Genomic DNA, 11,976 nt, shown 5'->3' with positions numbered 1-11,976 from the left:
CCGCCGAATCCGTGGCGCGGCCGCCGTCGTTGCCCCGGCGTGCGGCCGCCGTCACGGACAATAGCCTCATGACACAAAGTAAGCCGCCGCGGCTGCCGAGGCTCGAGGACGTGGCGGACCTGGCCGGCGTCTCGCACCAGACCGTCTCGCGGGTGGTCAACAACCACCCCAACGTGAGCAAGGCGACGCGGGAGAAAGTGGAAGCCGCGATTGCCGAGCTCGGATACCGCCGCAACACCGCGGCCCGGAGCCTGGTGACCCGGCGCTCGCAGACCATCGGCGTGCTGGGCAACGAGCTTTCGCAGTACGGGCCGGCCAACACGCTGCTGGGCGTGGAGCAGGCGGCACGCGACGCCGGATACTTCGTCAGCATTGCCGCGCTGCGGGAGGTCAACCGGGAAACCATCCTTGATGCCGTCCGGCATTTCCTGGACCAGTCGGTGGACGGGATCGTGGTGATCGTTCCGCACACCGGAACGCTGGCTGCCCTGGCAGAGCTGCCCATCGGGGTTCCCGTGGTGGTGGTGGGCTCGGACGGGAACGAGGCCGTGGGCGGTGTCCGGGTGGACCAGCGCCGCGGCGCCGAACTGGCGGTCCAGCATTTGATCGGGCAGGGGCACCGCCGGATCGGGCATATCGCCGGGCCGCAGGACTGGATCGACGCCGTGGCCCGCGCCGAGGGATGGAGGTCAACGCTGGGCGCCGCCGGGCTGGACGCGGACATCGTTGTCGAGGGGGACTGGAGCGCCGGCAGCGGCTACGACATCGGGCGGCAGATGGCAGCCGGCCCCCGGGCCACGGCGCTCTTCGTGGCGAACGACCAGATGGCCATGGGGGTGCTGCGCGCCTTCACGGAGGCCGGCATCAAGGTGCCGCAGGATATGTCCGTGGTGGGCTTTGACGACCAGCCCGAGGCCGCCTACTTCAGCCCGCCCCTGACCACCGTCCGGCAGGACTTCGAAGAGCTGGGCCGGCGGTGCATGGACATCATGCTCACGGCGCTCAACGGCGCGGACGGGCCGCGGACCCTGGTGGTGGAACCGGAACTCGTCCTGCGCAGCAGCACCGCTGCCCCCGCCTGATCAGTGTCCTGAGCAATGGCCCTTTGCAGGGTTAATCTGCGCGAGACCGCCGTGAAACGAAGCCACAACAATGGCTGCGTAGGTTTCTGGCATGACGCCAACCCTTCCAGCCCGGCTCCGCTGCTGGCTCGTGCAGACCTTCACCTACGACTCCGGGGAACAGGCCGCGGACGCCATGGCGGATGCCACCCGCTGGGGCTGGCTGCCTGCGCTGAGCGGCGTGGCCGTGGGAGCCGATCTTGCCCGGGAAAAGTACACGGAAACCCTGCCCGGCGGCAGCTGATTGTCTGATGGGGCACACTATTGCCTTAGTACCGGGATCATGCCCTAAACTGCCTTGAAGTGCCTGAAATGGCGCTGTGCGGCAACGAAAGTGAACAGGCAATGGCTACCGATTACGATGCTCCCCGCAAGCAGGAAGAAGAGTCCCCGTCGGACTCCCTGGAGGCCCTCCAGGCGTCCCGGAGCGGCAACGCACAGACCGCGGTCATCGACGTCGACGAGAACGACACCGCCGAAGGCATCGACCTGCCCGGTGCCGATCTTTCCAACGAGGAACTTACCGTCATCGTGGTTCCCGAACAGTCTGACGAGTTCACCTGTTCGTCATGCTTCCTGGTCCGCCACCGCTCCCAGGTTGCCCGTGAAAAGGACGGCTTGAAGTACTGCCGCGAGTGTGAAGGCTAGGACCTTCCCCCTTTGCCCGGCGCCGGCCATCCCAAGGGGTGGCCGGCGCTTTTTCGTCCCGTGCCGCCGTCGTTATCGAGTGGTGCGCGCCGTTACCGAAACAGCCCTCGTTTCCGGTGCCGGCGGCTCCTACGCTTAAACCGTCCGATCGCTTCATTCCTGGGTGGCGCCGTCATGAAAAAGATCCCGGTTTGGTTCGCAGCCGTCCTCCTGGCCCTCGGGCTGGGAATCCTGGCCCCGGGGCCAGCCTCGGCGGCCACCCCCTACTGCGGACTTTCGTGGGGATCGCTCGCCAAGTCCGGCCAGGACACCGGCACGGCGCAGGTGACGAACGTCCGGACGGGCCAGCACTACTGCTTTGACCGGTTGGTGGTGGACCTCAACGGCCCCGCCGTCGCCTACACCGTGCAGTATGTTCCGCGGATCGCGCAGGAAGGCTCGGGCGCGCCCATCCCGGTACGGGGCGGAGCGCGCCTGCGCATCAGCGTCACGGCACCCTCCTACGACCAGAACGGCAACCCGACGTACAGCCCTGCGGACAGGAACGAACTGAGCAACGTCTCCGGCTACCAGACGTTCCGCCAGGTGGTCTCGGCAGGAAGTTTCGAGGGGTATACCAGCCTGGGCCTGGGGGTCCGGGCCCGCCTTCCGTTCCGGGTCTTCACCCTGGCCGGCCCGGGCGCCGGCTCGCGCCTGGTCATCGACGTCGCCCATTACTGGTGACGGAACCGCCGTCGTCAACGAAAAGGTGACGTGCCCCCGGTTGGGGGCACGGCACCTTTGATGCGCCGGCGGCACGCTACTCCGGGACCACCAGGGCGGGCGTGTCCTTCCTGAGCGTTTCGCCGCGGAAGAAGCCGGGGTGCGTGCGGGAGGTGACAAGCATGACGACGGCCCCCAGGGCCAGGATGCCGACGCCCAGGATGAACACCAGGCCCACGCCGAAGACCTCGGAACCGCTGCCGAATTCAGGGGCGAGGCTGTCCACGGCGGTCTGGGCGAACACCACGAACAGGCCCACGCCGCCCACCACCGGGCATACCAGCCGGAACACGAAGTGGCGCAGGCTGTTGAACAGGCTGTGGCGGAAGTACCAGGTGCACGCCAGCGCGGTCAGTCCGTAGTAGAAGCAGATCATCAGGCCCAGGGCCAGGATGGTGTCGTTGAGGACGTTCTCGCTGACCACGTGCATGACCGCGTAGAACCCCGCGGACAGGACGCCCGCCGCGATGGTGGCGAAGCCCGGCGTCGAGAACTTCCTGCTGACCCGGCTGAACGGTTCGGGCAGCGCACCGTAGTGGGCCATGGCCAGCAGGCTCCGGGAGGGCGACATGAAAGTGGACTGCAGGGACGCCGCGGAGCTGGAAAGGACGGCCAGGGACATCAGGATGGCGAACGGGCCCATGATGGGCGACGCCAGGGCGGTGAAGATGTTCTCGTGGTTTTCGGCGTTGTTCAGGCCGTTGCCGGTATCGCCGACGCCGGCGAACATCATGGTGGCGATGCTGACCAGCAGGTAGATGGCCAGGACGATCACGGCCGTCAGGGTGCCCGCCACGCCGGCGGTCTTCTTGCCGTTGGCGGTTTCCTCGTTGACGGTCAGGCACACGTCCCAGCCCCAGTACACGAAGATCGACAGGGAGATTCCCGCGGCCACCTGGCCGAACGTCTCGATTTTGGTGACGTCGAACCAGTCCCAGCTGAACGGGATGGCCGTCTCCGAGGTGGACCAGTTGGCAAAGGCCATGGCCACGAACAGGCCCAGGACCAGCAGCTGGAAGCCGACCAGGCTGTACTGCACCAGTTTGGTGGTGTGCAGCCCGCGGTAGCTGACCCAGACGGCCAGCGCCACGAAGACGAAGCAGGTGAGGACGTTCAGCGCCTTGTTGTCGGCCAGGTCCGCCAGTTCGGGTGAGCCGGCGAGCTGGGACAGGAAGAGGTAGAAGAAGTCGACGGCGACGCCGGCGAGGTTGGACAGCACGATGATGTTGGCCGCCAGCAGGCCCCAGCCGCCCATCCAGCCGACCCAGGGGCCGAAGGCCTTGGTCACCCAGGTGAAGGTGGTGCCGCTGTCCGGGGAGTCGGCGTTGAGCTCCCGGTAGGCGAGCGAGACCAGGATCATGGGGATGAACCCGATCAGGAAGATGACGGGGAGCTGGAGTCCGGCTTCATTGACGGTGGGTCCGAGGGCGCTGGTGAGGGTGTAGGCGGGGGCGATGGTGGAAATGCCCAGGACGACGACGGCGAGGAGGCCGAGCTGGCCGCCCTTGAGCCCCTTGGCACTGACGCCGTCCGCGGAAGGGGCGTGGGCGTGCGGACCGGGCTTGGCCGTACTGGTGCGGATTGTCTCTGTCATGGCACCACTTTCTGGAAGGCTGTGAGACGGAGGTCACTATATGAATGGCGTTCATTTAGTATGGGGCTGCCGCCGCCCGGATGCAAGATGAAATATGAATCACATTCTTTTATGACTGCCCTACTGCGCATTAGTAAGCTCACTGAGAAATTTCGACACCCGCCCTGCCGCGCCGCTGTCCCCGGCTGGTAGCGTCGGCAGCACTGGACCAATCGAGGAGGATGCATGAAAGCTTCACCGACACTGACCAACAACCTTCAGGCCGTGCTGGCGGACCTGATCGAGCTGCACGTCCAGGGCAAGCAGGCGCACTGGAACATCGTGGGCACCAACTTCCGCGACCTCCACCTGCAGCTCGACGAGATCGTCGACGCCGCCCGCCAGTTCGCCGATGACACGGCCGAACGGATGCGTGCGCTGCACGCCCTTCCGGACGGCCGCAGCTCCACCGTTGCCGAATCCACCAGCCTCGCCCAGTTCCCGGAAGGGCTGATCAGCACCAAGGACGCCATCGAGCGGATTGTTGCCGCCCTCGAAGCTGCCGTCGGCACCATGCGCAAGGTCCATGACGAAGTGGACGAGGAGGATCCCACCTCCGCCGACCTCCTGCACGAGTTCATCGCCCGGCTGGAGCAGTTCGCCTGGATGGTACAGGCCGAAAACATGAAGCCCACGGCCAGCGTCACCACCGCGGACTCCAAGTAGTCCCGGGAGGCGTCCGGTACCGGAGCAACCCTCCGGCGCCGGACGCCCTTTTGCTGCCCACGGCTGGCGTCAGTGGGCTTTCGGGACCTTTCGAAGCACGACGGCGGCAAGGAGCGCCGCCGCCGCCATCAGGACCAGCCCGATGGCCGCAGTGACATGGACCCCCGAATCGAAGGCCGCGGCGGAAGCGTCGCGCAGTGCGGCCGCCAAGGGAGCGGGCAGCGACGCTGCCGCATCCATGGCCCCGGCCAGCGTTTCGCCCGCGTTATGCAATACGCGGCCCGGCAGCAGGCCGTCCACGCCCGCCGGCATCCGCAGATGCTGCTGGTAGGAGGCGGTCAGGATGGATCCCAGTACCGCCGTTCCCAGCAGCGAGCCCACCTCGTAACCTGTTTCCGAAATGGCGGCCGCAGCCCCCGACTTTTCCGGCGGTGCGGAGCCAAGGATCAGGTCGTTGGAGATGGTTTCCGCCGTCCCCACGCCCAGCGCCAGGACCAGCAGCGCCGCGAGCAGCACTGACGGGCCGCCGCGGTGGTTCCCGAAAGCCACCAGGCTGTAGCCCACGGCGCTGAAGGCGAGCCCCGCGGCCACCACGAAGCCCGGCCGGACCCTCCGGACCAGCGGTACCACCACCAGGCCGGCCGCCATGGTTGCCGCCAGTGCCGGAATCATGGCGATCCCCGCGGCCGACGGCGTCATTTCTTCCAGCAGCTGGAGGTGCTGGGCAAGGAACAGGATGAACCCGTTGAAGGAAAACAGCGCCAGGATGTTGGCGCTGATGGCCATGCTGAACACCCTGTTCCGGAACAGGGACATGTCCAGCAGAGGGTGCTTGAGTCCGTGCTGCCGGCGGACGAACACCACGCCCATCGCCACGCCGAAGGCGATGCCGGCCACGCCTCCCGGGCCGGGTGCCTGCGTCGCCACCTCCTTGATGCCATAAACGCCGGGAACCATGGCCAGCATCGAAAGCAGGACACTGGGGATGTCCACCGCGCCGGGTGCGGGATCCCGTGATTCCGGAATAAAGGCCCGTCCGAAGGCGAGCAGGGGGATCATGAGGGGCACGGCAGCCAGGAAAACGGCACCCCACCAAAACTGCTCCACCAGCCAGCCGCCGAAAATCGGCCCCAGGGCCGCGCCGCCGGAAAACCCCGCCGCCCAGACGGCGACCGCAAGCCTCCGGCGGTTGGGTTCCGGGAAGATGTTGCGGATCAGCGACAACGTGGACGGCATCAGCATGGCCCCGAAGAAACCCATTGCTCCCCGCCCGGCAATCAGCCACTCGGCACTGGGGGCGAAGGCTGCCGCCGCCGACAGGACGGCGAAGCCTGTGCTGCCGATGGTCAGCAGCCGCCGCCTGCCGATCCGGTCGCCCAGGCTGCCCATCGATACCAGCAGCCCGGCCAGCACCAGGGGGTAGATGTCCACGATCCACAGCAGCTGGACCCCGACGGCTCGAGGGCGCGGGTGATCGCGGGCAGGGCGAAGGTCAGGGCGGTGTTGTCCACGGCCACCAGCAGCACCGGGAACATCAGCAGTGCCAGGGCCAGCCAATCGCGGGCCGGTGTCGGTGTTGGTGTGGCGGCGGAGTCCACCCGCCGGGGTGTAAAAGGCTGGAGGGGAGCGGTCATGTAATAACTATACCGTCCAGACGGTATAGTTTCGATTTTTCCGGAATTCCCGGCCGCGGAAGGCATGATGGGAGGCATGCCCCGGAAGCCAGTAGCCCGCGACGCGGTCCTTGACGCCTTTGAGTCCCTCCTGATTGAGGTGGGGGAGCGCGCGGCCACGCTGGACGCGGTTGCCCGGAAGGCGGGCGTCTCCAAGGGCGGGCTGCTGTACCACTTCCCCAGCAAGGAAGCGCTGATCGACGTGCTGCTGGACAGGCTGGAGGTCCTGGCCGGGGCCGATGCCGACGCCATGGCCGAGGCGCCGGAAGGCGCTGCCGCCTACTTCATCCGGTCCTCGGTGTGGGCGGATACGCCGCTGGACCGCGCCATTGTTGCCGCCACCCGGCTTGCCGAGGTTGCGCACGAAGAGACGCGGCGGCGGTTCGCCGCGATCCAGCGGCGGTGGCTCGACGAAATCGCCGCCGACGTGGGGCCGGCCCTGGCCAAGGCCGTGCTGTACATGGGCGACGGTTTGTACTTCAACGCCATGCTCTCCGTAGGCCCCGTTCCCGAAGGCGGCGCGGCTGCGGACGTGGACCAGCTGCTGGCCGCCCTGGAGCGGCTCCGCAGGTAGCATCGGCCATTTGCCGGGAAGGGTTGGAGCGTAGGACAATTAACCGCTGTGGGAGTTGTCCCGGACTGCCCCCACGCACATCCAAATGAATAGCCTTTGATCTGCGGCGGGAGAGTTCTGCCGGAAGTACAAGCAGGCGCCGTAGGAGCAAATCCTCCCCAGGAATCTCGCAGGCCCATGTACCGCCGCGGCGAGGCACCTCTGGAAAGTAGCAGGCAGCGGTTCGTGCCCCCAACGCGGGCAGTGCGGCGCTGTTGTGTTCACCGACGGTGCAAGCGGGTCCTGTGTGGCAGGCCCCGCGGAAACTCTCAGGTCCAATACAGAGCGGGGAGGAACCCGAATCGCTGTGGCGTACCCTGCGCCGCCTGAGTATATGGAGTTCCTTCGTGTCGGTTAGTTCAGCCTCCACCACCTTCGTAGACCGCCATATCGGCGCGCGCCGCCAAGCCGACGTCGAGACCATGCTCAAGGCAGTTGGCTATGACAGTGTCGACTCCCTGGTCGACACCGCCGTTCCCAATGTCATCCGGCAGGAAACTGCGCTCCGCCTGCAGGACGCCCTCAGCGAAGTCGAGGTCCTCACCGAGCTGCGGAAGCTCGCCGGCAAGAACAAGACCGCCGTGCAGTTGATCGGCCAGGGCTACTACGACACTGTGACCCCGCCGGTGATCCGCCGCAACATCCTGGAAGCCCCGGCCTGGTACACCGCTTACACCCCGTACCAGCCCGAGATCTCCCAGGGCCGGCTTGAGGCGCTGCTGAACTTCCAGACCATGGTGCAGGACCTGGTGGGCCTGCCGATTGCCAACGCCTCGCTGCTCGATGAAGCCACGGCGGTGGCCGAGGCCGTGCTGCTGATGCGCAGGTCCAACAAGGCCAAGCCCGCCGCCGACGGAAAGACCGTCCTGGACATCGACGTGCTGCCGCAGACCATCGCGATCGTCCAGGGCCGCGCCGAGGCGCTCGGCTTCGAGGTGGAAGTCGCGGACCTGTCCCAGGGCCTGCCCGACGGCGACATCAATGGCATCGTCCTGCAGCAGCCCGGCGCCTCCGGCCGGGTATGGGACCAGGCCGCCGTCATTGCCGCTGCAAAGGAGCGCGGGGCCCTGGTGACCGTTGCCGCCGACCTCCTGGCGCTGACCCTGATCACCCCTCCGGGCGAGCAGGGCGCGGACATCGCCGTCGGCTCCGCCCAGCGGTTCGGTGTGCCGCTGTTCTTCGGCGGCCCTCACGCCGCCTACATGGCTGTCCGCAAGGGCCTGGAGCGTTCGCTGCCCGGCCGCCTGGTGGGCGTCTCCAAGGACGACGCCGGCGTCCCGGCCTACCGGCTGGCCCTGCAGACCCGCGAGCAGCACATCCGCCGCGAGAAGGCCACGTCCAACATCTGCACCGCCCAGGCGCTGCTGGCCATCGTTGCGTCCATGTACGCCGTGTACCACGGCCCGGACGGACTCAAGGCGATCGCCGAGACCGCCCACGGCCACGCCCGCACCCTGGCAGCCTCGCTTGCCGCGGCAGGCATCGACGTCGTCCACCGGAGCTTCTTCGACACCCTGACGGTCCGGGTCCCCGGCCGCGCCGCAGGACTGGTGGCCGACGCCGAGGCGCGCGGCATCAACCTGCGCCCCATTGACGCCGACACCGTGGGCATCTCGGTGGATGAAACCACGACGACGGCCATCGTCGCCGCAGTCGCCGGCATCTTTGGCGCCAGCGTCGCCGAGGGCGACGGCTTCGCGCTGGAGGCCGCCGTCGAGCGTTCCTCCGACTACCTGCAACACCCCGTCTTCAACACGCACCGGTCCGAAACGCAGCTGCTGCGCTACATCCGCAAGCTGTCGGACCGGGACCTGGCGCTGGACCGGACCATGATCCCGCTGGGCTCGTGCACCATGAAGCTGAACGCCACCGCCGAGATGGAGGCCATCTCCTGGCCCGAATTCGCCTCCATCCACCCCTTCGCGCCGGACTCCCAGACCGCGGGCTGGCGGGAACTCATCGCCGACCTGGAAGCTGACCTGACCGCCATCACCGGCTACGACCAGGTGTCCATCCAGCCCAACGCCGGATCACAGGGCGAACTCGCCGGCCTGCTGGCCATCCGCGGCTACCACCACTCCCGCGGCGACCAGCAGCGCAACGTCTGCCTGATCCCGGCCTCGGCCCACGGCACCAACGCCGCCTCCGCCGTGCTCGCGGGCATGAAGGTCGTCGTCGTGGCCACCGCCGCCGACGGCACCATCGACCACGACGACCTCGAAGCCAAGATCGAGGCGAACAGGGACGTGCTGTCCTGCATCATGATCACCTACCCCTCCACCCACGGCGTCTACGACGGCGACGTCCGCGAAGTCTGCGACGCAATCCACGCCGCCGGTGGCCAGGTCTACATCGACGGGGCGAACCTGAATGCGCTGGTGGGGCTGGCGCAGCCGGGCAAGTTCGGCGGCGACGTCTCGCACCTGAACCTGCATAAGACCTTCTGCATCCCGCACGGCGGCGGCGGACCCGGCGTCGGCCCCGTTGCGGCCAAGGCGCACCTGGCGCCGTTCATGCCGGGAGACGCGAACAAAGCTGCCCATGAGGAGGGACATGGTGTAGCCATTTCAGCGTCCCGGTTCGGGTCCGCCGGCGTGCTGCCCATCTCCTGGGCCTATGTGAAGCTGATGGGCGGTGAAGGCCTGACCGAGGCCACCAAGTCCGCGCTGCTCGCCGCCAACTACGTCGCCTCCCGGCTGAACGAGTTCTACCCGGTCCTCTACACCGGTGAGGGCGGGCTGGTGGCGCACGAGTGCATCCTGGACCTGCGCGCCCTGACCGCGAAGACCGGTGTCACGGCCGAGGACGTGGCCAAGCGCCTGATCGACTTCGGCTTCCACGCCCCCACCCTGGCGTTCCCCGTTGCGGGGACCTTGATGGTGGAGCCGACGGAGTCCGAGGACCTGGCCGAGATCGACCGCTTCATCGACGCCATGGTCACCATCCGTAAGGAGATCGACCAGGTGGCCAACGGTGACTTTGCCGTTGCCGACTCACCGCTGCGCCGCGCACCCCACACGGCGGCCGCCGTCGTCAGCTCCGACTGGGACCGCGCCTACCCGCGGGAACAGGCCGCCTTCCCGGCCCACCACAAGCAGGACAAGTACTTCCCGCCCGTGGGACGCATCGACGGCGCCGCCGGCGACCGCAACCTGGTCTGCTCCTGCCCGCCGCTTTCCGAGTTCGAGAACTAAAAGGATCCCCATGACTGAGAACTACACTGCCCTCTACGAGCAGCATAAAAAGGCCGGCGCCTCCTTCACCGACTTCGGTGGCTGGCAGATGCCCCTCAAGTACAGTTCCGAACTGGCTGAACACCACGCCGTCCGCAAGGCGGCCGGGCTGTTCGACCTCTCCCACATGGGCGAAGTCTGGGTGGCCGGCCCTGAAGCCGCCGCCTTCCTGGACTACGCCCTGGTAGGCAAGATCTCCGCCATGGCCGTAGGCAAGGCCAAATACTCGCTGATCTGCAACGCCGACGGCGGCATCATCGACGACCTCATCACCTACCGCCGCCCCGCCGCTGACGATGGTACCGACGTCTTCCTGGTGGTTCCCAACGCCGGCAACGCCGCCGTCGTCGCCGCTGCCCTGCAGGACCGGGCCGCCGGGTTCGACGTCACGGTGGAGGATGTCTCTGCCGCCACGTCCCTGATCGCCGTCCAGGGCCCCAAAGCCCAGGAACTCCTGCTCCGGCTGGTTCCAGCGGCCCGGCACGCGGACGTCACCGGCCTCAAGTACTACGCCGCCGTGGAGGTTCCCTTCCTGGTCAACGGCGCGGGCCTGGAACTCCTGCTGGCGCGCACCGGGTACACGGGCGAGGACGGCTTCGAAATCTTCGTGTCCAACCAGGACGCGGCCGCGCTGTGGCAGGCTTTCATTGCGATCGCGGACGAAGGGGAACTGACCCCCGCCGGGCTCGCTGCCCGCGACTCGCTCCGCCTTGAGGCCGGCATGCCGCTCTACGGCAACGAACTCTCGCTGCAGGGTGATCCGTTTACCGCCGGGCTGGGCGCCGTCGTCGCCCTGTCCAAGGAAGGCGACTTCGTGGGCAAGACTGCACTGGCGGCCAGGAAGGACGCCGGCGCCGGCAGCACCACGGGACGGCGACTCGTCGGGCTCAAAGGCCAGGGCCGCCGCGCCGGCCGTGCCCACTACCCGGTCCTCAAGGATGGTGCCACGGTTGGCGAGGTGACCTCGGGCCAGCCCTCGCCCACCCTCGGCTACCCGATCGCCATGGCCTACGTCGACGTCGAATTCGCCGCCCCGGGCACCGCCCTGGACATCGACCTCCGCGGCAAGGCCGAACCGTTCGAAGTCGTCGAGCTGCCGTTCTACAAGCGGGCCAAGTAAGGCGCCTTCGCGTGGCTGGCTTCGGACCGGCGGACCGGACATTTTCACGCTGCGTTGGGCCCACGCCGTCAGGGTTCCCTGGCCGAGCTTGCGAGGCTAGGGAGACGGCGGGGAGCAGGCTTTCGAAAAGTCCGGCTCCGCCCGCCCTTGTGCGCGCGTCGCCTAGGTGACGTGCGCACGGAGCGGGCGGGTTATCCGGCAGCGTGCGTCTAAGGGAGCGTCACGTCCGCTCAGCGGGCGTCTTCGCGACCGAGCACGCAGAGGATGTCCCGCCCGCTCCACCCCAACCACCCTTTTTAGTTAGGAAACCCACGTCATGGCCGTTGGCGTTTTTGATCTGTTTTCGATCGGGATCGGTCCTTCTTCGTCGCATACTGTGGGGCCGATGCGGGCTGGGGCTGTGTTCGCGGAGGAGCTCAGGGGCATGGGGGTGCTTGCTGATGTGGCGTCGTTGCGGGTGGATTTGTATGGGTCGCTTGCGGCGACGGGGCAGGGGCATGGGACGAT

At 67.5% G+C, this 11,976-nt stretch carries 10 protein-coding genes, 1 pseudogene and 1 riboswitch; of the genes and pseudogenes, 9 read left to right on the top strand and 2 right to left on the bottom strand.

Annotated elements, in window-relative coordinates; genetic code table 11:
* The first annotated feature begins 68 nt into the window (after positions 1–68).
* From ACYSM9_RS19205 to ACYSM9_RS19190, 4 genes are all read left to right on the top strand, one after another.
* Positions 69–1,082 carry a LacI family DNA-binding transcriptional regulator gene (locus tag ACYSM9_RS19205; RefSeq protein WP_461858554.1) on the top strand — a complete coding sequence of 338 codons (1,014 nt, stop codon included), beginning with the start codon at positions 69–71 and terminating at the stop codon, positions 1,080–1,082.
* A gap of 91 nt (positions 1,083–1,173) precedes the next feature.
* Complete coding sequence (locus ACYSM9_RS19200) at positions 1,174–1,365, top strand: hypothetical protein (RefSeq protein ID WP_461858553.1); 192 nt, start codon at positions 1,174–1,176, stop codon at positions 1,363–1,365.
* A 101-nt stretch (positions 1,366–1,466) separates the two neighbouring features.
* Positions 1,467–1,769, top strand: a complete 303-nt coding sequence (locus tag ACYSM9_RS19195; protein WP_461858552.1) for a DUF4193 domain-containing protein — start codon at positions 1,467–1,469, stop codon at positions 1,767–1,769.
* 174 nt (positions 1,770–1,943) lie between these two features.
* A complete protein-coding gene (locus tag ACYSM9_RS19190; protein ID WP_461858551.1) occupies positions 1,944–2,492 on the top strand; it encodes an AMIN-like domain-containing (lipo)protein in 549 nt (182 codons plus the stop codon).
* A gap of 76 nt (positions 2,493–2,568) precedes the next feature.
* Here the strand turns inward: ACYSM9_RS19190 and ACYSM9_RS19185 are convergent, their stop codons facing one another.
* Positions 2,569–4,125: an APC family permease gene (locus ACYSM9_RS19185; RefSeq protein ID WP_461858550.1), complete on the bottom strand. Its 1,557-nt coding sequence runs from the start codon at positions 4,123–4,125 to the stop codon at positions 2,569–2,571.
* A 225-nt stretch (positions 4,126–4,350) separates the two neighbouring features.
* Between ACYSM9_RS19185 and ACYSM9_RS19180 the strand changes: the two genes are divergently transcribed.
* On the top strand, positions 4,351–4,830 hold the full coding sequence (locus ACYSM9_RS19180; RefSeq protein WP_461858549.1) for a Dps family protein: 480 nt from the start codon (positions 4,351–4,353) through the stop codon (positions 4,828–4,830).
* 69 nt (positions 4,831–4,899) lie between these two features.
* On the opposite strand, the pseudogene ACYSM9_RS19175 reads toward ACYSM9_RS19180, so the two are convergent.
* A pseudogene (locus ACYSM9_RS19175) lies at positions 4,900–6,464 on the bottom strand (MFS transporter).
* 76 nt (positions 6,465–6,540) lie between these two features.
* Between ACYSM9_RS19175 and ACYSM9_RS19170 the strand changes: the two are divergent.
* The 4 genes from ACYSM9_RS19170 to ACYSM9_RS19155 form a co-directional block, all read left to right on the top strand.
* Entirely contained in the window at positions 6,541–7,077 is a 537-nt protein-coding gene (locus ACYSM9_RS19170) for a TetR/AcrR family transcriptional regulator (RefSeq protein WP_461858548.1), read from the top strand.
* A gap of 97 nt (positions 7,078–7,174) precedes the next feature.
* A riboswitch (glycine riboswitch) is annotated at positions 7,175–7,272 on the top strand.
* A 191-nt stretch (positions 7,273–7,463) separates the two neighbouring features.
* Positions 7,464–10,310 carry an aminomethyl-transferring glycine dehydrogenase gene (gcvP, locus tag ACYSM9_RS19165; protein WP_461858547.1) on the top strand — a complete coding sequence of 949 codons (2,847 nt, stop codon included), beginning with the start codon at positions 7,464–7,466 and terminating at the stop codon, positions 10,308–10,310.
* A gap of 10 nt (positions 10,311–10,320) precedes the next feature.
* The gene (gene gcvT, locus ACYSM9_RS19160) at positions 10,321–11,469 is read left to right on the top strand and encodes a glycine cleavage system aminomethyltransferase GcvT (protein WP_461858546.1); all 1,149 of its coding nucleotides are present in this window, start codon (positions 10,321–10,323) and stop codon (positions 11,467–11,469) included.
* A 316-nt stretch (positions 11,470–11,785) separates the two neighbouring features.
* Positions 11,786–11,976, top strand: a 191-nt coding sequence (locus ACYSM9_RS19155) for a serine dehydratase beta chain (RefSeq protein WP_461858545.1), incomplete at its 3' end; no start/stop codon positions are given.

The sequence above is a fragment of the Arthrobacter sp. C152 genome (assembly GCF_054890965.1).
This window is presented reverse-complemented; position numbering and strand designations above follow the sequence as displayed.

Excerpts from the sequence above, each read along its gene's own strand:
- ACYSM9_RS19205 (WP_461858554.1), top strand. The coding sequence starts at position 69 with ATGACACAAAGTAAGCCGCCGCGGCTGCCGAGGCTCGAGGACGTGGCG.
- ACYSM9_RS19200 (WP_461858553.1), top strand. The coding sequence starts at position 1,174 with ATGACGCCAACCCTTCCAGCCCGGCTCCGCTGCTGGCTCGTGCAGACC.
- ACYSM9_RS19195 (WP_461858552.1), top strand. The coding sequence starts at position 1,467 with ATGGCTACCGATTACGATGCTCCCCGCAAGCAGGAAGAAGAGTCCCCG.
- ACYSM9_RS19190 (WP_461858551.1), top strand. The coding sequence starts at position 1,944 with ATGAAAAAGATCCCGGTTTGGTTCGCAGCCGTCCTCCTGGCCCTCGGG.
- ACYSM9_RS19185 (WP_461858550.1), bottom strand. The coding sequence starts at position 4,125 with ATGACAGAGACAATCCGCACCAGTACGGCCAAGCCCGGTCCGCACGCC.
- ACYSM9_RS19180 (WP_461858549.1), top strand. The coding sequence starts at position 4,351 with ATGAAAGCTTCACCGACACTGACCAACAACCTTCAGGCCGTGCTGGCG.
- ACYSM9_RS19170 (WP_461858548.1), top strand. The coding sequence starts at position 6,541 with ATGCCCCGGAAGCCAGTAGCCCGCGACGCGGTCCTTGACGCCTTTGAG.
- gcvT (WP_461858546.1), top strand. The coding sequence starts at position 10,321 with ATGACTGAGAACTACACTGCCCTCTACGAGCAGCATAAAAAGGCCGGC.